Annotated in this window: 17 protein-coding genes and 1 pseudogene; 11 read left to right on the forward strand and 7 right to left on the reverse strand. The window is 64.6% G+C overall.

Annotated elements, in window-relative coordinates; translation table 11 throughout:
* Positions 1-52 precede the first annotated feature (52 nt).
* The 10 genes and pseudogenes from BLP83_RS18780 to BLP83_RS19435 all read left to right on the forward strand — a co-directional run.
* Complete coding sequence (locus BLP83_RS18780; protein ID WP_176764247.1) at positions 53-220, forward strand: hypothetical protein; 168 nt, start codon at positions 53-55, stop codon at positions 218-220.
* Positions 221-274: 54 nt separating this feature from the next.
* Complete coding sequence (locus BLP83_RS16280) at positions 275-970, forward strand: hypothetical protein (RefSeq protein WP_143006737.1); 696 nt, start codon at positions 275-277, stop codon at positions 968-970.
* Between the two features lie 199 nt (positions 971-1,169).
* On the forward strand, positions 1,170-1,922 hold the full coding sequence (locus tag BLP83_RS16285; RefSeq protein WP_176764248.1) for a PRTRC system protein B: 753 nt from the start codon (positions 1,170-1,172) through the stop codon (positions 1,920-1,922).
* Positions 1,922-2,536 (forward strand): PRTRC system protein A, encoded by a 615-nt coding sequence (locus BLP83_RS16290; protein ID WP_176764249.1) that lies wholly within the window; start codon positions 1,922-1,924, stop codon positions 2,534-2,536. Before BLP83_RS16285 ends, BLP83_RS16290 begins: the two co-directional genes overlap by 1 nt.
* A 47-nt stretch (positions 2,537-2,583) precedes the next feature.
* A complete protein-coding gene (locus BLP83_RS16295; RefSeq protein WP_218121264.1) occupies positions 2,584-3,315 on the forward strand; it encodes a PRTRC system ThiF family protein in 732 nt (243 codons plus the stop codon).
* Between the two features lie 73 nt (positions 3,316-3,388).
* The gene (locus BLP83_RS16300; RefSeq protein ID WP_091245343.1) at positions 3,389-5,953 is read left to right on the forward strand and encodes a tellurite resistance TerB family protein; all 2,565 of its coding nucleotides are present in this window, start codon (positions 3,389-3,391) and stop codon (positions 5,951-5,953) included.
* Positions 5,954-5,955: 2 nt separating this feature from the next.
* On the forward strand, positions 5,956-7,347 hold the full coding sequence (locus BLP83_RS16305; protein ID WP_091245346.1) for an ATP-binding protein: 1,392 nt from the start codon (positions 5,956-5,958) through the stop codon (positions 7,345-7,347).
* Between the two features lie 4 nt (positions 7,348-7,351).
* The gene (locus tag BLP83_RS16310; protein ID WP_091245349.1) at positions 7,352-9,664 is read left to right on the forward strand and encodes a DEAD/DEAH box helicase; all 2,313 of its coding nucleotides are present in this window, start codon (positions 7,352-7,354) and stop codon (positions 9,662-9,664) included.
* Positions 9,665-9,666: 2 nt separating this feature from the next.
* Positions 9,667-10,329 (forward strand): uracil-DNA glycosylase, encoded by a 663-nt coding sequence (locus BLP83_RS19430; RefSeq protein WP_425389025.1) that lies wholly within the window; start codon positions 9,667-9,669, stop codon positions 10,327-10,329.
* Between the two features lie 113 nt (positions 10,330-10,442).
* Positions 10,443-10,562, forward strand: a pseudogene (locus tag BLP83_RS19435) (DUF5710 domain-containing protein); the annotation flags it as partial.
* Positions 10,563-10,934: 372 nt separating this feature from the next.
* Here the strand turns inward: BLP83_RS19435 and BLP83_RS16320 are convergent.
* The 7 genes from BLP83_RS16320 to BLP83_RS16350 all read right to left on the reverse strand — a co-directional run bounded on the left by BLP83_RS16320 (position 10,935) and on the right by BLP83_RS16350 (position 17,851).
* Entirely contained in the window at positions 10,935-12,047 is a 1,113-nt protein-coding gene (locus BLP83_RS16320; protein ID WP_091245356.1) for a hypothetical protein, read from the reverse strand.
* A gap of 82 nt (positions 12,048-12,129) precedes the next feature.
* On the reverse strand, positions 12,130-12,945 hold the full coding sequence (locus tag BLP83_RS16325) for a hypothetical protein (RefSeq protein ID WP_091245359.1): 816 nt from the start codon (positions 12,943-12,945) through the stop codon (positions 12,130-12,132).
* Positions 12,946-13,572: 627 nt separating this feature from the next.
* Positions 13,573-14,877 (reverse strand): hypothetical protein, encoded by a 1,305-nt coding sequence (locus tag BLP83_RS16330; protein ID WP_091245363.1) that lies wholly within the window; start codon positions 14,875-14,877, stop codon positions 13,573-13,575.
* A complete protein-coding gene (locus BLP83_RS16335; RefSeq protein ID WP_091245366.1) occupies positions 14,874-15,074 on the reverse strand; it encodes a hypothetical protein in 201 nt (66 codons plus the stop codon). The genes BLP83_RS16330 and BLP83_RS16335 overlap by 4 nt, the downstream gene beginning before the upstream one ends.
* 107 nt (positions 15,075-15,181) lie before the next feature.
* Entirely contained in the window at positions 15,182-16,276 is a 1,095-nt protein-coding gene (locus BLP83_RS16340; RefSeq protein WP_091245370.1) for an ATP-dependent DNA ligase, read from the reverse strand.
* A 52-nt stretch (positions 16,277-16,328) separates the two neighbouring features.
* A complete protein-coding gene (locus tag BLP83_RS16345; RefSeq protein WP_091245372.1) occupies positions 16,329-17,318 on the reverse strand; it encodes a S49 family peptidase in 990 nt (329 codons plus the stop codon).
* Positions 17,315-17,851, reverse strand: a complete 537-nt coding sequence (locus tag BLP83_RS16350) for a conjugative transfer protein MobI(A/C) (protein ID WP_091245374.1) — start codon at positions 17,849-17,851, stop codon at positions 17,315-17,317. The genes BLP83_RS16345 and BLP83_RS16350 overlap by 4 nt, the downstream gene beginning before the upstream one ends.
* Positions 17,852-18,439: 588 nt before the next feature.
* Between BLP83_RS16350 and BLP83_RS16355 the strand changes: the two genes are divergently transcribed.
* On the forward strand, positions 18,440-19,462 hold the full coding sequence (locus BLP83_RS16355; protein ID WP_091245377.1) for a ParM/StbA family protein: 1,023 nt from the start codon (positions 18,440-18,442) through the stop codon (positions 19,460-19,462).
* Positions 19,463-19,960 lie beyond the last annotated feature (498 nt).

Consider the following 19,960-nt stretch of genomic DNA (forward strand, 5'->3'; position numbering starts at 1 on the left):
CACGCAAGCTCAACATCGTGTCGCGCTGCGAACAACGTCGAAGGACGAGCACATGGATCAGGGATTCAAGGCCAAGGGCAATGAAGTGCTGCTTCCCGATGGTCGGCAGATGCTGGTCGTCCTGCCCTCCAGTTGCACGCGCAAACAAGCCGCTGAGATCGCGCGCATGGTGGCGCAATGGTTGAACGAACGAACAAACGATCGCGACCTCGCGTCCTGACTGCGCTGCGCGAACCGCGGCGCTAATGCCTAGAAGGCGTTGGAGGAGGATATGTTGTCAGCTGTGATCGCTGCACTTGCTGTGTACCTTTCGATCGGAGCCGCCAATTGCTTCCTGGGCCCAGCGGCGAGATGGCTGCAGATGGCATTGCGGCAGTTCGTCCGTGATGAGGCGCCGGCCGTGTACTGGCTGGAGGAGCCTGTGGACGAAGGTGGTAGTCAGCCCTCAGACAAGAACTCCGCGCCTCTCCCATGGCGGAAGTGGGTTTTCGCAGGCTTGCTCGCAGCGACCGTTCTGATCGCGTGGCCGTTGGTGCTTTTCGCCGCCTTCAGAGGCGAGAACGCCCAGTCTTCAGCCGAAGCGGACTGGAAGCCCCCAACCGAACCCTCTCGCCGAGCTGCCTCCTATATCGCGCGTATCGCGGCGGAGCCAACGAAGCGGATGTCCTTCGAAGAGTTCCGGTCCATCGGAGACGGCTTCTCGGCCTCGGACGCATACCTCATTCAGGAGGCTATGGAGGAACAGGGGCATCAAGTCCTGCTTGCGACCATGGGTGACGGACAACTGATTCCAGTCACGTTCGCGGTAGCGCGTAGCCTTGGCCAACGCATCACTTTGGCTCCCGACGGTGAGGGCGGCTGGAACTTCGAAACCTCATCGGAGAGTTGGGACAATCTCGCAGGATGCTCCGGACGGGCTCACATTGAAGCCGGCGTCGTCGTATCGGTTTTCGTTACCTCAATGAACTGATGTTCAAAGCTGTCGCTGGTAGGTCGCGTCTGGCTTGGCGGCTCGTTGGCGGTATCTAGCGCAACTTGCCGGCGTGCGAAGAAATGCGGAAATGGCTGTGCACCTTCTCGGAGCCAGCCTCATGGAACACCCAGCGGAACCCAGCAAGGACGACGCCTTTTTCGTCGACCTGTACGACACAGACGGAGTGGTCCGTGCTATGCGCGATTCGCTCCGCACCACGCACGCCCTGTTCTTTCATCAGCGCGAGCGGATGCTGGCGCTGACCACGGTGCACCCCGTGACGACCACCCGAGAGGGCATGCCCGAGGTCGGCCCAGGCCGCCCCTTGAGCTATGAGGACGAGCAATCGATTCTCGCTCTGCTCGGCAGCCGTGCCGAGGAAGAGTCCATTGAGATCCTTCCCGAGCGCGTCCTCTACCGTGATCCTTCGACCCTGCTGTGGTGGCTGCCTGCGGCCGTGCGACCCATGCACCTCCGCACGCATGCAGAGGGTCTGAGAACGATCGAGGCGCACTGGCCGGCGCTGGCCTTCCTGGTGCGCGAGCGCAGCCTCTACCTCGCTGCCCTCGCCTGCGATGCGCGGCCCACGGCAGACACGCCCCTGTTCCATGCGCCGCTTGGCAATGTCTACGTCGACACCGGGGTCTGCACCGGCTCTGCCCGTCTGCCTGAAGGACCGGAGACGCGGCACCTCGCGGCGTGGGAGGCGGTCATCACCGACACCGCGTTCACCCACACCAACCATGACGCAACCCTCCGTACACCGGGCACCCGGAAGCGCGGCACCGGCTTCGTAAAGACCGATGCGAGCTTCTGGCTAAAGCGGGCGAGCGAGGGCCCTCTGCCGGTTGCGCAGTTCAATCCGCTGGGCATCACGCTCGGCGAATGGCTGCCCCGCCTGCGGGCCAGCGAGCGCTCCGGCCGCGTCGGCGCCCGGAGGCCGCTGTGATGGCCGATGGCAACGCGCTCGACGCAACCCTGTTCCCACCGCTCGTGCCTGCGCCTCGGTTCGGGAGCCTGTCGCAACTCCAGCCCGGCCAGAAGCGATTCTTGGGTGCCTGCGACGGCCTCTACGTTGAGGCGCGCTCGGCGGCGATGCGACTGCGGCTCAAGGTCGCGAACGCCGTCCTTCCGTTCGGTCCGCTTGCCGCGCAGGTGGAGCTGGACGCGGGCCCAGTGCCCCGAGCCCTGCTTCGGGAGTTCGTCGAGCAGGCGCACGCACAGGCGGAGCGCGAGGTCGCCGCTGCCATCGTGCTGGATGGGGAGGGTGTGTACCGGCTGCACTGGCCGGAGGTGGAGGCGGCCAGCGCCGGCCACATCCGGTATCGAGACACGCTCGATGACGCACGGCTTGTGTTCGATCTACACAGCCACGCATCCGGCCCAGCGTTCTTCAGTCGCACGGACGATGCAAGTGACCTTTCTCGGCCAGGGCCGTACTTCGCCCTGGTCGTTGGCCGCTGCGACGAGCCCGATCCCGAGATCGTTGGCCGCGCGGTCCTCCCACCCTATCTGCAGCCGCTGCCGCTCGCATGGCTGATCGAACACGGAGTGCTCGCCTGATGCCCGACCAGCCCTTCTTTCTGCCCGAGCGCTGGGCCGACCATCGCGTGCAGATCACCGTCATCGGCGCGGGCGGCACCGGCTCGCAGTTCCTTGACCAGCTTGCGAGTCTCGAGTCGACGCTCACCCGTCTCGGCCATCCCGGCTTCGAGGTCGTTGTCTACGATGGCGATGCCGTTTCACCCGCCAACGTGGGTCGGCAGCGCTTCACGGCTGTGGATGTTGGTCTCAACAAGGCCCAGATCCTGGTCCACCGGATCAACCTGTTCTACGGCCTCGACTGGCAAGCCCAACCCCGGCACCTCGATCCCACCGCCCTGCCGTGGGTCGACCTGGTGGTGACGTGCGTCGACAAGGCCCTGTTCCGGGTGCAGCTGGGCGAGGCGCATGCGGAGCGTCACTCCGGTGCCCTGTGGCTCGACTTCGGCAACGGCGCGGATCGCGGCAACGTGGTGCTCGGCCACCTTGGGCGGGGCGACCGCGGCGGCCTGCGCCTGCCCAACGTGCTCGACCTCTACCCCGAACTGGCCGACATGGAAGCGGCCGATGCCGAGCAGCCGAGCTGCAGCACGGAGGAAGCGATTCGCCGTCAGGCGTGGCCTGTCAATCGAATCGCGGCCATGATCGGTGCAGAGCTTCTCTGGACCCTTTTCCGCGAGGGGCGCATAGAGACGCACGGGGCATTCTTCAGCCTGGCGCCGATGCGGGTCCAGCCGCTGGCGATCGACCCGGAGGCGTGGGCATTCATGGGACTTCAGACGCCCCCAAGCATCAAGTAAGGTTGACTCGTTTGCCACGCTCGGGTCGCGAGCGCAAACGGGGCAGACTCAATCAGGGGACGAGACATAGAGCATGGCCAAGCGCAGTGGAAACCTAAGCATAGGCGCGCTGATCGTTGTGGTCGCTATCCTGATCTGGATACCGAAAGAGGTTTGGATCGCGGTGGCGGTCGTGGGCGCCATCGGCGCTGCGATTTACTTGCTGCAGAAGAACAACAGCAGACGTGCAAATCCAAAGCGAGGCAAGGCAACGTCTAACGAGTCGGAGAAGACCCTCGCTCAGATGATGTCGGAACAGAAGCGATTCTCGGAGTCGGTTAGCAAGAGAGTCTCCAAGCAGCCCACGCAGTTGCCCGGGAAATCTGTGGAGACGGAGGGCTCCTCGACCGACCTGGTCAAGACCACCACTGCGGACGCCGGGCGCAGCGTAACGCTCACCATTGATGTGGCAGGCATAGCGGCGCGTGTTCTGGACCGCGGCCAGCGCGGGGACATCGCGCTGAGGTCTGCCGAACGCGCCGATTTTGCTGGCGACCAACCCGGAGCAAAGAGCGGTCGTGTTGCGACACACGGTGCCAGAGCGCTGCAGTGGATGCCCTTCGATACCCCGGTCCGTACGGAACGCGTTTCGATTGGACGGGGCGGTTTCTATGTGTGCGACGGCGAATCAGGGTTCGGCGCGGCGGTGGACACGCGCCTGCCCATCAGCAAACGGACGCCAGATTGGTCTGGCCAGGGCATCTACTACTTTCCCCGCTATGCGCAGCTGAGCCCTCAGCAGCGCGAGGCCTTCCTCGGCTTCCTGCACGGCACCCGGCGGGAAAGACACATCAACGCCGGTTACGTTTGGTTGTACATCTACAACCTCGAGCGGCGCGCGTTGGTTGACCCGCCCGCTGAGATACCTCTCGCCGAGCGCCTATGGCTCGTCAGCGAGCTGACCGAGCTTCTGGAGAACTACGGCGAGGGCGACCAGGAGCAGAACTATCAGGCCCTCTCGTACGGCCGCTACCTGCCAACCCTTATCTCGGTGGCGCGCGTCCGCCTTCTTGGTCCACCGCCTTATGAAGCTCCGCCCTGGCCTCCTGTCCGCCACCTAGACGAAGGGGCGCTCCTGCTGGGTTTGGGCCGCGCCACGATGGAGTCGCGCTTGTCGCCTGAGTGGGCCTACCAGTGGGCATACGCCAGTCATCCTCCGGTGTCCTATGCCCCTTGGAAGGTCGTCGAAGAGGAGCTGAAGACTCTGTTCGTCCGGCGATACCGAGAGCGCCATGCGGAGGGCATCGTTCTCAAACAGCCGGTGTCTTCGCGCACCCTCAAGCTTGAGCACCGCTTTGCATATGAGAGCACTCAGGTCTGTCGGGTCGACGCGCAGGTGCCTGACGTCAGCAAGCTGACGCGGCCGGTGAAGCCACTCCTCGACCTTCTGCTGGAGGTCATGGCCGAGTTGGAGCCGCTTCGCAAGGCGCGTCGCAGCTCGACGGCCACACGAGAAGCGGTTCTTGCGGCCTACCCCGCGTCTCTCGTCGAGGCTCAACTGCCGGACGCGCTGAAGGACGCGCTCGCCCGCTTGGAAGTCCATTTCGCTGGCGGATCGTTGGCACATGTTCGCACCGAAGACATCTACCGGGCCCTCGGCATAGCGCTACCAAACAGCCAAGACAAGCGCGGTGCTGCCCGACTTGGACACATTCTCGGCCTTGTGCGTATTGGCATGGAGCCCGACCCTCGCTTTGAGGGATCCACCCCTGGTTCTCACGTTGTCCTGTTTAGGCTTAGCAGCCTGGGGGCCACGGGACCTTCGTCGAGCTATGGCTTCGCGCTCTTGGTTGCCCAAGCCGGTAGACATCTCGCTGAAGCTTCCGAGGGGCAGTCCAGCGCTGAGCGCGACACCCTTCTAAATCTCGTGCGCACCCGTTTCGGCCTTGCGGCCGACGAGGCGGCGCGCCTTGAGGCACATATCGCCTTCGTTGATGCCTATGCATCCAAGGTCACGAAGTTGGACAGTCGCATCCGAGCGCTGCCAGAGTCGGATCGGCACGCATTGGCCAAAGCCCTACTTGAAATCGCCGCCGCAGACGGCCGCGTGGACCCTGCCGAGGTTCGCGCGCTGGAGAAGCTGTACAAGTCTTTGCAGATCCCTCCGGATTCTCTCCACGCCGATCTGCATGCCGTGCTCGCCGGGTCGACATCAGATCGGGTCACCTTGCGCGCGGAAAATGCGCCCACGTCACCGGCTGTGCGCATCAGCGAGGAAAGCCTGGCTCGAAAGCTGGAGGAGACCGTGCGTGTTCAAGCCATGCTGCACGAAATCTTTGCTGACGAAGAATCGGAGCGAGGGCACGTGCTGGCGAAGCCATCTAGTCCTCCGCCAATGGCCGAGAGCGATGCAACGATGGATGGCCTCAATCCCACTGCTGCTCGGGTTCTCCGAGCGCTGCTGTCGAAAGGAGCGGAACGATGGGATCGGGTGTCCTGGGATGCCCTCTGCGAAGAGCATGCGGTTCTCCCTGATGGCACATTGGAAGCCATCAACGAGTGGAGTTGCGAAAAGGTGGGAGAGGCGTTGCTTGAGGGCGACGATCCTTTGGAACTCAACGACTACGCCAGCACTGAGCTTGGTCTGAAAGAGGATTGAGAATGTCGGTCGACAAGCGAATCAGCCCACGTGATCGAGACAGCGTGCTGCAGGCTCTCCGAGCTGGCGTGGTTCCCCGCCGAGGCATCCAGCACATCCAGGTCGGGCGAGAGTCTGAGGTTCGCGCGCTCCTGCGGGACATCGAGCGCATCGCTGACGGCGGAGCCGCCATTCGATTCGTCGTTGGTAGCTATGGCTCAGGAAAGACGTTCTTCCTTCAGTTGGTGCGAAGCATCGCGCTGGAGAAGGGGCTGGTTGCACTGACTGCCGACCTCAACCCGGACAGGCGCCTGTTCGGGTCTGGAGGTTCGGCCCGGTCTCTCTACACAGAGTTGGCTCGAAACGTTGCAACACGGACCAAACCGGACGGAGGCGCGATGGCGAGCGTCGTTGAGCGCTTCGTCAACACGGCGCTGCAGGAGCACCAGGCGGGCGGCCGCCCCATGCGCGAGCTGATCGACGAGCGCCTCCAGCGTCTTTCAGAACTGGTCATGGGCTATGACTTCGCAACAGTCATTGAGCGCTACTACCACGGCCACGACCAAGGTAACGAGCAACTCAAGACTGACGCCGTGCGTTGGCTTCGAGGCGAGTTCTCAACGGTTACCGATGCCCGCAAGGCCCTCGGTGTTCGCGCCTTCATCGACGATGACAACATCTACGACGCCCTGAAGCTCTTCGCACGGTTCACCCGGCTCGCTGGGTATGGCGGCGCTCTCATCGGCCTGGATGAGCTGGTGAATCTCTACAAGCTCCCGAACGCGCAGAGCAGGGCGTCTAACTATGAGCAGATCCTGCGGATACTCAATGACGCGCTTCAGGGATCGGCAGAACACCTGGGAGTGCTCTTGGGTGCAACGCCGGAGACGATCAGTGATCCTAGAAGGGGGCTCTACTCGTACCAGGCTCTGCAGTCCCGACTCGCGGAGAATACGTTCGCGGCCAAGCACGGAGTCGCAGATTTCGGTGGACCAGTGGTGCGTCTTGCGAACCTTGAGCCCGAAGATCTGTTGGTGCTGTTGATCAAGTTGCGCGATCTCTCCGGGTCTGGTGTTGCCCATGTCACCAACGATCACATCAGGGCGTTCCTCGCCTTCTGTAACGACCGCATCGGTGCGGCCTACTTCCAGAGTCCGCGAGCGAGCGTCCGGGCCTTTCTGGACCTGCTCGCTGTCGCGGAAGCGCGGCCCGATATTCCGATGAGCGCGCTGCTAGAAGGCGTTGATCTGACCGACGATGCGACCTCGCAGGACGAGGGCTTGCCCAGCGAAGAGGCGGATGGCGCAGATGCGGGGGGTACGGCTGGGCTCGCTCAGCAGACGACAACGTCTCCGTCGTCCGTCGCACAGCCTCGATCATCGGCAGAGGACGATTTGAGCAGCTTCAAGTTGTAGCCCCATGGCGGGTTTCGATTCCCTCGACTTTGCCGTTCAACAGTGGATCTGGCAGCAAGGCTGGAGGCAGTTGCGGCTCATCCAGTCGGAAGCCATAGAGCCGATCTTGGCGCGCACCAGCGACGTCCTCATCGCGGCTCCCACGGCCGGCGGCAAGACCGAGGCGGCGTTCCTGCCAATTGCGAGCCGTCTGGCGCGCAGGCAGCACGAGGGCGTACTGGCGCTGGCCGTGTCTCCGCTGAAGGCGCTCATCAATGACCAGGCCCGACGGTTGGAGCACCTGTTCGAAGCCGTGGACATTCGGGTCCAGCCGTGGCACGGAGATGTCAGCAAGGGCCGCACGGGATACTGGAAGAATCCAGCGCAGGTCCTGCTGATCACGCCCGAGAGTCTGGAGGCGATGCTGATGCGTCGCGCCGGAGACGTTGCCCAGATCTTCCCGCGTCTTGAGTATGTGGTGGTCGATGAGCTCCATGCTTTCATGGGCACCACGCGCGGCGCTCAGATGCTCTCGCTGCTGCGCCGCCTGGAGTGGCTCGCTGGATGCCGTCCAACCCGGGTAGGCCTGTCGGCAACGCTCGGAGATCTGGGGCTTGCCGCGAGATATCTGAGGCCAGGCTCGACGACGCCGGCTCAGATAATCCAAGGCGAGTCAGCAGGAGCAGAGATTCGCATTGGCATGTTGACGGTCGTACCGGAAAGCCCCGTCTGCGCCGGGCAAGAGGACCAGGCGGAAGAGGCTTCTGAGGACAACGAGCCCTTCACGCCATCGCCGCCGCCAGCAACGCTGGCAGAAGCTGAAGCGCTGGCAGCTGCTCAAGCGGCTGCGGACGAATCCGCGGTGCTGACTGGGTTGTCGCGCATCGCAGATCACCTCTTTGCGAAGACACGTGGCCAAACCAACCTGGTCTTCGCGAACGCCCGATCGAGGGTCGAGCTGCTCACCGATGAGCTCGTCGCGCGGGCTGAAACCTTGGGGTTGCCGATCGAGGCCTTCGCCCATCACGGCAGCTTGTCGCGCGAGCATCGAGCTCTGGTCGAGACACGGCTACGCGAAGGGCAGCTGCCAACGACCGTTGTTTGCACTTCAACCCTCGAGCTTGGCATCGACATTGGCGATGTCGATGCCGTTGCCCAGATCGGCCCGGCACCCACGGTATCCGCCCTCAAGCAGCGCGTCGGACGCTCAGGCAGACGCCTCGGCCAAGTGCAGACGCTTCGCCAGTATGTGGATCTCACGCGGTACGCCGGCCGTTTCGAGGTGCTCGCGTCCCTTAGGCTTCCGCTGCTGCAAAGCGTCGCGACGGTGGAGGGCTTGCTTGAAGGCCAGTTCGAGACACCGAATGACCGCGACTGGCACCTCTCTACGCTGGTCCAGCAGGTACTCTCGCGAATCGTGCAGGGCAATCGCGGGGAGCGAGCACAAGACCTCTACCGGGAGTTGTGCGCGGAAACGGGACCTTTTGGTGCCGTATCCGCCGCTGTGTTCTCCGAGGTCCTGCGCGCCATGGGCTCGCGAGAGCTGATTGAGCAGCTCAGCGACGGTGCCCTGTTGCTGGGGCGGGTCGGAGAGGCGCTGACCTCCCACTACAGCTTCTACGCGACCTTCATGACCCCTGATGAGTACCGCGTCATCGCGCAGGGGGGAAAGGTACTTGGGGCCCTACCTATCGAAGTGCCCATCTCAGAGGGGCAGCTCATTGTTCTGGCTGGCAGGCGCTGGCGTGTGCTCACTATCGATCCGTCCGAAAAGCTGCTCATCGTAGAGCCGGGTCCGCGTGGCCGGCCTCCCGGCTTTGGTGGAGGGGCCGGCACAGTTGGGGCGTGGGTGCACCAACGCATGCGAGTGTTGCTTGAGGCCTCGCACTATCCTGTCTTCTTGGATCCGACGGGGCGTGATGAACTGGATGCAGCGCGGCGGGCTTATGGCCTCGTGGAGCTGCAACATCGCCGGGTCTTGGATCAAGGCGATAGTGTTGCGGTCTTCCATTGGGCAGGCTCCGCCACCGGCGCTACGCTTGCAGCCCTGCTCGCGGATCGCGGGCTTGAAGTTGAGCAAGCAGGACCTGCCGTCATGTCACATGGCGCAACGCGAGACGAAGTGGTCAAGGCCTTGGTGCAGGTTCTGGAAGATCTTCCCATCACGGCCCAGGCGATCGCGGACGTCTTCGTTCCGTTCCCGGAGCACAAGTTCGATGAGTTTCTGACCCCGTCGCTGCTACAGCGTAGCTATGCGCAACGCCACGTCGACATCGATGCGCTCAGGAGCGCGCTTGGGCAGTGTCTCAGTGCTGAGCCGGAGGGTAGTCGAGCATGACTATGGAGCTTGCGAATTGGCTAATCGAGACGCTCCCATCGAGCGGGACAGATCTGTTCAACCCGTGGCGCAACCGTTGCAACTTCGACACTCCAACCAATGGGCCCGAGGCAAGGTTGGCGCGACTTGCCGCTCACCTGAACTGCGATGCCCGATGGATCCTGGTGGGCGAAGCGCCCGGATACCAGGGGTGCCGATATACCGGGGTTGCATTCACCAGTGAGCGCCTTCTGCTGGAAGGGCAGGTTCCAAGGCAGAGTGTTCCAGAGGGACGCCTCGTACACCGCGCCCGTCCATTCTCCGAACCCAGCGCGACGCTGGTCTACCGAGCGCTTTACCGGGCGGGAATCGCAGAGACAACAGTTCTTTGGAACGCGCTGCAACTTCACCCACACCGATGTGGAAAGCCGTGGACGAATCGCCCACCAACGCCGAGTGAGCTCGCCCTCGGAACGGAGTCACTGAAGCGTCTAGTGCAGGCGTTCCCTCGCGCCAACGTTATCGCGGTGGGGCGCAAGGCTGAGGCATTGGTGGCTTCAAGCGGAGTACGCGCGGTCGCGGCGATTCGACATCCTGCGAACGGCGGCGCTTCACTCTTCACCCACGGCTTGATCAGACTTGTCGATCACAGGGAGCCATCCCAGTTCGCGGGAGCGCGGGTCTGAGAATGTCAACGCAGTCTCCCCATCGCGCGTCTGGTGAGGCTGACGGACGCACTCGCAACGTGCGCAGCGAAACGCAAATTGCCTTGTGCTGAGGTCCCGAGCATCGTTTCCACATGACCCCTCTCACCGTCACCTTCGCTCAGAAAGAACAGGTCAAGGCACTCGGGGCGCGCTGGGATAGCGTTAATCGGGTGTGGTTCGTCCCAGATGGCATGGACCTGGCCCCGTTCGCTGCTTGGCTCCCGCGCGCCGCGGGGCCTATCACAGCTCCCATCGGGCTCCGCGCAGCGACGCCAATCCGCAGCGCAAGCGTCGGCGATGGAGCGACGTCGCCCGAACCCGTTGCAATCGCTCCGGATGGAGCCACGGGCCTGCCACTGTCGAGCTACCTCCAGAGCATCGGAGCGGTGGTGAAGGCGCACTGCGCCACGCCGACATGGGTGATCGCCGAAGTCAGCGAGTGCAACCGTAGAGGCGCACACCTATACCTGACGCTGGCCGAGCTCGACGCTCGGGGAAACGCTGCTGCGAAGGTGGCGGCAAAGGCCTTCAGCGTGGAAGCGCGTAGCTGGTGGAAGCGCTTCGCCACCCCTCTTGAAGGCAGCCTAGCCCTTCGTTCCACCCGAGGGCGCGCCCGCACCGCTCGGTGGATAGTGCGTAACCGACGTTTTTTCCTCCAGCGCACAGGCGGTCCCAGGGAGCACACCGTCGGCCGGCCTCACTACCGCGCGGTCATCCGCAGACACCACGTGGCGAATGACGCTCTGGTCAGTCTGGTTGATCGCATTCACCACCACCACAGCACGCGCGTGAATGTCGAAGTTGCGCTTCGGCACGATCCGCATCCCCTGGATGCTCATGACGTCGGCGCTGGTCTCGAGGCTGACGAGGCAACGCGTGTTCCCCTCGGGCAGGGAATAGTCGATCACGGCCAGCGACTGTAGCAGCGAGGGCTGCCCATCCGCTCCAGGCGCCTCGTATCGAGCAAGTGCAGCGCCAATGGCATCGGCCCGCTCGATGAGTGTCTCAAGGCGCTTCTTTTCTTCTTCGCTTCCTTCCCCGTGCTTCTCAGCCAACAAGGCAGCAAGGTCCTGGTACTGTTTGCGGGTGGCTTCGAACATGCTCAGCGTCGCCGCGTTGATCGAGATTGGCTCGCCAAAGCGGTGGCCGTTCCCCACCGCCTGCAGAAAGACAGCGTCCAACAGCCCGGGGGTTGGACTCACAGACACACCATCGAAGCGGTATTGCGTGCGGGCCAGGGAAAGCACGAATCGCGTTGCGTCAGTCAACCGGACGGCGTCAAGCAAGCCGGGGGCGACACGCAGATTCGCAAAGGGGACGATCGAGGCCTCCTGCGGTTTCTCGCTCTCATCTTTGATGGCACTCAGGCGCCTCTGCATGCCACGGAAGTCCGTCTGCGCGGTTTGGCGCATTGCCCTCCAGGTCACCACTTGCGCGGGATCGTCCACGAGGAGCACGCCCCCTGAGCACTGTGCCTTGATCGCTATGGCGGCCTCATGCGCAGCCCGGCAGACCACTCGGTCAATCTGGTGCCTGAAGTGGACGGCGGCTCCCACCGGATTGGTGATCGCCGACTGGTCCGCCTCGAGCGGCGCTAAGCGATCCACCTTGGGGCTTTCCGCCTGGGCCGCGGCCGCGCCCGGCAACGCGAGTAGCGCACCGACCGCAACAGAGAGGGCATAGGCTTTGAATCTCATGATGGCTCTCCTGGAAGGGCATGGGCCAGTCGGTGGCCCCGCGCCAAGAGAGCGCCGTGAAGCGTACTTGTCTCAGCCGAGTTCAGGCGGTCTTGGCCGTGACCTCGGCCCCATGCGCCGCCAAGAACAGGTTTAGAGCCCGCGCCAGCTCGCGGCCCATCTGCAGCTCGAAGTAGTCCTTGCGACAGATCACCTGCACGGGGCCCGCATCGAGCCGCTGGTGTGGGAAGTAGGGGCGCTCGCGCTGCCATGCGTGGAGCTGTCCCACGGGGACCGTGATGCCCGACTCCCCGGCGATGATGCGGATCGCGTTGAGTCCGTCCAGCAGCCGATCCGCACTGTCTGATGAGTACTGTGGCGCGCTCCAGCTATAGGTCTCCTGCGCGGCATACATCTTCAACTTGATCCCGTCGCGATGGGACTCGGGTGCGGGATAGCGGCGCCCGAAGAAGATATCTCGGAAGCGTCGCGCGAGGTCTGCTCGAGCGACCTCATGCGCGTGCTCCTGCGAAGGGAAGCGGGCGCACATGGTTGGCCACAGGGCGTCCAGGGTGAAACCTGCTTCCCCATCGGCTCTAGGATTCAGACCCCGCAGGGCAAGGGCACGTCGCTCATGTCTGCCAATGTCGTCCGGAACCAGATCTGCGAACGTATCCGCCGGCAGCGGCAGCCCCTCCGGCCCAAACACCCGGCGAGCGTAGTCGGCGATCTCGCGGGCTGCCTTCCGCTCGGCAACAAGGTAGGCGACCACAAGTTCGTCTTCGATGCTGCTCCAGCTCGCCAAATGAGGACTGAGGGCCTGAGCGTGCTTTGCCAACTCGAACGCTCGCCGGTACTGGCAGGTCTGCAGCTTGCAACGCTCGATGATCTCAACAATTTCCGGAGGTGTCCCGTTCATGGCCTGCCTTCCTGGTTGATGCCGGGAAGTCAAGCACACTCACGCCCACTGTCGAGTTGGATCGGGATACGCAAAGAACCATGCGATGACGGGCGAAGGCATTCTAGGCTTGGGCAACTTCAGTGCGTCGAGGCCGGCCTTGATGCTCTGGCTCCGTGGTCGTCCATCTGCCAGTCAATGTTCTGCTTGCGCATGACGCGTTCGGTCGAAGGGTCGCCGGACGACCGCCAAGAGTGCTGCCGCAGAGTCGGGAGGATCACAGGGGAGCTACCCCTCGGGTTGTTGGCTCGGCCGGTCTCGCAGTAGACCCTGGCGCAATCTCTCCATCGAGCGTTCGGCTTGCTCACGGGAAACTGGCATGCGGCTCGGATCGACGGACACCCCACCGTTCGGACTCACCGACACGCAACGCCGGCTCCACTTACGGATTTCCTCTTCCCTCCACGCTGGGCTATCGGGTGTCGGTTTGCCACCAAGGCGCTCGCGCACCTGCGTGAGGAAGGCCACGAGGAGCGACACGAGGCGGGGCTTTTGCATTGCCTTGATCTCCATCAGCGCTGCCAACGAGCCGCAATCAATCACGCACGGTTGGCTGAGTCTCACGCTCGGCGCGAGTGCCCCAGTATGTCAGCGCATGTGCGACAGGCTCAACACTGCGCCGCCGACGGCGGCTTCTGCGATCAGCGCGTCGAGCACTCGCCCGAGCGACAGCTGGGAACCCGGCTCGCGCGTCACGCGCAGCGTCGCGCTGCAGACCTGCTGCTGTTCCTGGTGGATGAAATCGGCGAGATGCTCGCCAAAAGGCGCGGCTCGATGGATCGGGGTGATTGAGAACAAACCCTCCTCCTCGTCGTTGGAAATGTGAAGCCGCTCCTTCAGGGCGAACGTGCGCCGCCAACGAGCAAGTGCCAGCAATCGTTCGACTACTTCGCCAGCCGGGGAGCCCGCTTGTGCAGCGCGCCAGGTCTGAAACGCCCTGCCGCGTCTCGCCCAGGGGGGATTGAAGCCCTCAAGCCTGACTTCGCGCATGTGCGCGCGCATGCGCTGCAGCAGAACCTGGTCATCGGGGTCCTCGCCCATCTCCTCGGCAACCTCTGCAAGCTGTTCGTAGCTCACACGCGGCTCGTGGCCGTCCCATTCGCAGTTGAGCGCCAAATCGTTCAGAGATTCGAGCATGTAGGCGAGGTAGCTGGTCTCTCCGGCCGACTGCCACGCGTCGAGCGTGCCGACATCCAGTGCCATGACAACATCGTTCCAAGCGACACGCAGTGCGCGTGTCTCATCCGGCGTGTCGCCAGCGTAGCCCACCCACACGAACGCATCGTTGCTGAGACCGATCACCGCATCCACGTCGGTCAGCTCGGCGTCGCCTTCGTCGCTTGTGATCGAGGACGGATTGATGAGGTACAGCAGCGCTGCTGGGTAAACGAAATGGGTGGTTTCAGGCTCGCAGTCCGGCGGCAAAAGGCGCCGCAAGCTGCGGGTCACTCGCGTCACCCGCCGGACCCACGCGGCATTCAGGCAGATGGCCAGCTCGCGGGGCGACAGGTTGGGAACCGTCGCCAGCGCCTCGGGCGTGAGATCGCCGTCAGCAGCCAATGTCTCAATGAGACGCGCGAGTCCTGCGAGGACGCGATGGTCCGGTGCGGAATCCATCGCGCGCAGGTCGATCGCATGGGTCGTCAGCCGTGCCCGCTTCGGCCTGGTCGCATGCGCTCGGAACAGGGCGGCCACGCCGCTGTCGCCGCCGGCGACCGCCTGGGCAACGGCACCGGGGTCGATACGACCTGCGACCACTGCTTCCCGCAGCACGCGCCGGGCTCGCGCCCGCTCCGGCGGGGTGGGCGCCAGCATCGCGACATGGCAGGCGTCCGGCACGAAGCCGGTGCCGCGAAGCGCGGGGCGCGGCAGGGTGAGGAGAGCGAGGCTCATGCCAGCGGGATCAGCAGGGGATCACGCAGGGGGCGCGCGGGCCGCGCCAGGGCTCCGGCGCACAGTTCGGAGACGGCCTGCCAGCGCGCATCGGCAGCAGGCAGCGGATCGCGCGGGGCACTCCAGCTTTCGAGAGCGTCAAGCGCGGCCTGCAAGGCCGGATCATCATGGGTGTTGGCGCGCTGGAGGCGGGGCATGGGAAAGCTCCGTAGTGGTGCTTTGAGTTCAGCAGACAGCCGCCACCGCGCAACTTGGAGCAGCGCCCCGGAGCCGCCTCCAACGGCGGCTCCGGGCGGCGGCTGGCTCAGGCCGCCTCGGCCTCGCGCTTGAACTTCAGCTGGCCCACGGTGCAATCCTCGGCGCCGAGGTCGGAGCGCTGTCCCAAGAGGACAGGTTGGAACAGGCTGCCGCCGGGGAAGGCGTACAGGTAGGCGACCTCGACCAGATCGCCCTCGGCGGGCACCGGCTGATTCGCAGGAATCGCCACGTTGCCCACGGCGACCCACACGCCCGCAGCCGGGTCATGCAGTTCCAGCTGCACCGAGCGCTTGCCCTCGTTGATCGCGCGGACCCGGCAGGTCGCCGAATCGACGAACTTGTGCTTGCGCTGGGTGCCGCCGGAGTTCGGACGATCCGGCGTATACGGGGCGTCCATGCGCTTGAACACCACGCCCTCGCGGCGCTCGCTGCGCATCGTGTCCAAAGCGCGGCGCTTCTGGTCCGCAGTTCGATAGGTGAAGGGCCGCCCCCATTCGGTCGCGTCGATGACGAGCGCTTCGAGCGCCGCCAAGCGCGCAGCGTAGGGGCGGTCCCGCAGATCGACGCCGTTGCAGACCAGGAGATCGAAGGGGAAGTACGACTCGCCCACTTGCTCGCCATCGATCACTGTGAGGCCCGTGGTTTCGACCTTCGCACGCACGGTCTGTTCGATGCGCACTGAGAGCGCCACAGTCAGCCCTTTGCGGTTGATGCCGCTGACGGTGCCCCCGTCGATCACCAGCAGGCGGCGCTCGCCATCGTGCTTTTCCTGCATGCCCCAGGCCGCGTCCTCAAGCAGCGCGTCCAGCTGGGAAGCATCATCGACGGGGTTCAGTAGCTGCGGTCGATAGCCGCTCACGCGCCCCGCGTGCTCAGTGCCGCTGTAGGCGGCAGCGCCCTCCATCGGGGAGTACCCCTTGCTCTGCTTCTCATTGACCAGCTTGTCGTAGATGCGCTTCGCCTGCGCATACGTCACCGGAGTCGGCGTCTTACTCCCCGCGGTCAGCGCGGCACCGCGCCGACCGTACTGGAACTCGACGCGCCACTGCTCGCCGTCCGAGCTCAGCTGCGCCTGATACACCTTGTCGCTCGCGCCTTCGCGGAAGTAGAGCGTGATCGATTCGCCATCTTCGGCATCCACGGGGCGGCCGGGATCATACCCGCGCCTGTTTGAGTATTCTCGCTAAGTTCGCCTAGCGGACATCGAGAGCAGTTGCGTGCGTCAGCAACTCGCGGACTGCCGTGGTCACGGCGGCCTGCAATCCGAGCTTTTCGTGGATGGTGCGGCGTGCCCGGTAGTGGAACACCGGCAGCCCGCCATGCGCTTCGGCCACGTGGTCTTCCAGGACGGCCACGCCGTCGATCAGGCCCAACTCCTGTGCTTGGGTGGCGGTCCAGACCCGACCACTGAAAAGCTCGGGGTTGTCCTGCAGCCGCTCGCCCCGGGAGGCACGCACATCGGCGGCGAAGGTCTGCCCGACCTGGTCAACCACGTCCTGCATCGCCGCGTCCTGCGCCGGGGTGTTCGGCACGGTCAGTGCGTTGGCCGTCTTCAGCGGGCCACTGGCGAACTGCCGCTCGGTGATCCCGATCCGCTGTGCCACCTCGCTGGCGTCGTAGGTCGACACGACCGCACCGATGGAGCCGACCAGGGCATACCGATTCGCGACGATGGTGTCGCTGGCAGTCGCAACCAGGTAGGCGGCGCTGGCCCCCATGGCCTCGATGACCGAATCGACTCGCAGCTCGGGCCGGGTGCCGCGGCATCGCCGCACCGCCGCGCCGATGCGCTCGGCTTCGCTGGGGGAGCCGCCCGGGCTGTTGATACGCAGGATCAGGCCACGCGTCAGGGGGTTGGCGCAGGCGTCATCGATCAGCGGGACGATCCTCGCCGCCGAGGCGTCCGCCTCGGCTTGGATCGGGCCTGAAATCGAGACCACGGCGACGTTCGGGCGACCGGGCCCCACAGTCGGATCAAGCAGGGGGGCATAGAGGGCGAGGTACATCGCCGCGCCGCCCAGGCCCGCCGTCAGCAGCAGGGTCCGCTTGATGGTGCGCCAGCGGGTCTCCGCCCGGTGGTGCTGCAGGTAACGCCCGGCGAATTCCTCGGCCAGATCCGCGAGTCGGTCCTGGGCGGGACGCTCGGGGGTGTCCGTGGTCTGTGTGTCTCGATCCTGGTTCATTCGCTAACCCCTCCTTGGGCCATGTCCTCGGGCAGGAGCCAGTCCGACTCCTGCGTCCCCGCTCTGGGAGCGGCAGCCGCTCGCTGCTTGCGGCGCTTGTTCTGCCAGCGCGTGAGTTCCAGCGCGTCCTGCGCTGCGGGCATCCAGCGCTGCAGCTGGTCCTCGATGCCCAGGATGAAGTCGAGATACTCGGGCGCAACTTGCGTCAGGAGTTTGGTCAGGCGCTCGCGTGCACACCCGCGGCCGTTGCGCTGGACCTGTCGCGCGTACCACCTGCCGCTCGGGTCTCGCTTGATGAGGTGCATCCACGCAATGGTCGGCTTGACCTGATTCATACGGATGCGGAGCGCGATCGGGCAGAAGCCTCGGCCGGCACCGAGCGAGCGGGCGATCTGGTTCCTGCCCTCGGTGAAGGCCTGCTCCAGTTCGTTTGCGTTCTGGCGGACCTGTTCACGGAGGCGGTCCGTCAGCTGGTCGATGGCTTCCGCGGTTTCGGCGAAGGAATCCGCACTCTTGGGGATGTCGTTTTTCATGAATGCTTATGGCCACGCAGATTTGGGACATAACGCGCGCGCGCCGCGCACATGCGCGTTATGTCAGAAGGAAGTGCGTGGCTATATGTATAGAGGCGAGAGCCCCCGAGTCGAGGGGTTGACAGCACAAGGGCGCGACCGGGGGCATCCAGATGGAGGCGAGTGGCGTCTAGAGTCCTGTTTCTACGTGGTTTTTTGCCCCTAAAGGGCGGCTGAGACGAGCCTTTCCCTGCGTTTTCCGATCGCCCTGGCTTGCGGCGGTGCTCTCCGCTGGAGCAAATGCCTAGATCCTTGTTTCTACGCGCTTTTTCAATGTTTGGGCCAGTTTTGGGCCAGCCGTGGGCCAGTTTTTGCCCAATGCTGGTCCGGATTTGGGCCAGCTTTGGGCCAGATCTGGCCCAATCACTCTAGAGCATTGTTTCTGCGTGGATTTTTGCGTGGCCGTGTCCATCGCTCTACATTGTGTGGTGGCGCTTACCGCAAGTTGCAGGGGTGTCTGTCAACTGCTCAGTCTCGGGGTTGGGCCAGATCCGGCCCAGTTCTGGGCCCGTTTTGGCCCACGTCCCAACTTGCAAGGAGCATCCCAGAATGAGCACTGTCCTCGTCGGCCTCGATATCGGTTTCGGCAACACCAAGATCGCGCATCAAATTGGTGAGCCTGGTCCGGTGCAACTTCACCGCTTCGCTTCGGGCGCCTGCCCGCTCGACGTCCTGCCGGTGGCTATGGATGGCAGTCGTAACCTCTGCGGGGGGCGGCGGGTGTTGGTGCACGGTGAGGACTGGGTGGCCGGCCTCGACTCGCACTACATGAGTGGCTACACCCGCCCTCTCAGTGATGACTACACGCGCACCACCGACTGGCTCGCGCTGGCACACGCGGCGCTCGTGCACATCGGGCAGCGCCGCATCACTTGTCTGGTCGCCGGGCTGCCGGTGTCCGAGTTCTACACGCCTGGCCGCCGCGAGGCGGTTGTCGAGCGGCTGCAGGCGGTGCATCGCGTCGGCGCGGAGGCGACGGTCGAGGTGCAACAGGTGGTGGTCGTCCCGCAGCCGCTGGGCGCCTACGGAGCGTGGTTCACCCAGCACGAGGCTGCGCGCGGTCGCCCGATGGACCGCGATGCGATGGTGCTGGTGATCGATCCGGGCCACTACTCGGTCGACTGGGTCCTGATGCAGGGGTCTTTGATCCGTCGACAGTCCAGCCACTCGAGCACGCTTGCGGGCTCCGAGCTGTTGCGCCGGGCGAGCGTTCTGCTCAAGGAGCGCCATGGCCGGACGGTGACCGTGGATCGCCTGGAGGCGCGTGTGCGCCGAGACGATCTGAAGATGGACATCAGCGAGGAGATCCAGATCGACCTCGCCGAGATCCTTCAGGAGGCGGCGCTCCAGGTCGTTGACGCGGTGATCCGGGACGTCCGCGGCTCGCTGAAGTCGGTGACCGAGGCGCTGTACGGCATCGTGATCGCCGGGGGCGGCGCGCCGATCTACGCGCCGGCGGTGGCCGCCGCGTTCCCGGACGTCAAGGTCTATCGCCTGCCCGACTCGATCATGGCGAACGCGGTGGGCTTCCTGCAGTTCGCCCGACATCTGCGCACCCAGCAGGCCGCCTGATGCCCCGGCCGCACTTCACCCGCGACGCGTGGGGCGACGCGCTACGGGCGCTGCTTGAGCCCACGGACGGGCGCAAGAAGCCGAAGTCGGCGAAGCAGCGCTACTGGATGCTGCTCGGCGCAGCGGCGGAAGCGCGCGGGTTCGCCTGCGTTGTCGCCGACGACGGCACACTCGGGTTTGTCCAGCCCACGGACGGCGACGTCCGCCCAAGCGATGCCTGGGTTCGATTGCCCGGAGCGGATCACTCCAAGCCGCGGGCTGTTCCTTCGGCCGATCGCGTTTCGTCTGGGCCTCTCCTGGTATCGAGTCCGCAGGTCCTGTCGGCAGCAGCGGCCCCAGGGGGTGGATCGGTTTCGCCGTCCCTTGGGGATCTCGCGTCTGCGCCCCTGATACCGGAGCCTGATCCACCGCCGGGTCCGACCACGGCCCCGCACGGCGCATTCTTCGTCGACATGGTCGCCGGACTGGGTTGATCTCATGCTCGGCACCCTATAATTT

The organism is Aquimonas voraii (assembly GCF_900101825.1).
Lineage (GTDB): Bacteria > Pseudomonadota > Gammaproteobacteria > Xanthomonadales > Xanthomonadaceae > Aquimonas > Aquimonas voraii.

Bases quoted from the DNA above. Each gene is read 5' to 3' on its own strand.
- BLP83_RS18780 (WP_176764247.1), top strand. From the start codon at position 53: ATGGATCAGGGATTCAAGGCCAAGGGCAATGAAGTGCTGCTTCCCGAT.
- BLP83_RS16285 (WP_176764248.1), top strand. From the start codon at position 1,170: ATGCGCGATTCGCTCCGCACCACGCACGCCCTGTTCTTTCATCAGCGC.
- BLP83_RS16290 (WP_176764249.1), top strand. From the start codon at position 1,922: ATGGCCGATGGCAACGCGCTCGACGCAACCCTGTTCCCACCGCTCGTG.
- BLP83_RS16300 (WP_091245343.1), top strand. From the start codon at position 3,389: ATGGCCAAGCGCAGTGGAAACCTAAGCATAGGCGCGCTGATCGTTGTG.
- BLP83_RS16305 (WP_091245346.1), top strand. From the start codon at position 5,956: ATGTCGGTCGACAAGCGAATCAGCCCACGTGATCGAGACAGCGTGCTG.
- BLP83_RS16310 (WP_091245349.1), top strand. From the start codon at position 7,352: ATGGCGGGTTTCGATTCCCTCGACTTTGCCGTTCAACAGTGGATCTGG.
- BLP83_RS19430 (WP_425389025.1), top strand. From the start codon at position 9,667: ATGGAGCTTGCGAATTGGCTAATCGAGACGCTCCCATCGAGCGGGACA.
- BLP83_RS16320 (WP_091245356.1), bottom strand. From the start codon at position 12,047: ATGAGATTCAAAGCCTATGCCCTCTCTGTTGCGGTCGGTGCGCTACTC.
- BLP83_RS16325 (WP_091245359.1), bottom strand. From the start codon at position 12,945: ATGAACGGGACACCTCCGGAAATTGTTGAGATCATCGAGCGTTGCAAG.
- BLP83_RS16330 (WP_091245363.1), bottom strand. From the start codon at position 14,877: ATGAGCCTCGCTCTCCTCACCCTGCCGCGCCCCGCGCTTCGCGGCACC.
- BLP83_RS16335 (WP_091245366.1), bottom strand. From the start codon at position 15,074: ATGCCCCGCCTCCAGCGCGCCAACACCCATGATGATCCGGCCTTGCAG.
- BLP83_RS16345 (WP_091245372.1), bottom strand. From the start codon at position 17,318: ATGAACCAGGATCGAGACACACAGACCACGGACACCCCCGAGCGTCCC.
- BLP83_RS16350 (WP_091245374.1), bottom strand. From the start codon at position 17,851: ATGAAAAACGACATCCCCAAGAGTGCGGATTCCTTCGCCGAAACCGCG.
- BLP83_RS16355 (WP_091245377.1), top strand. From the start codon at position 18,440: ATGAGCACTGTCCTCGTCGGCCTCGATATCGGTTTCGGCAACACCAAG.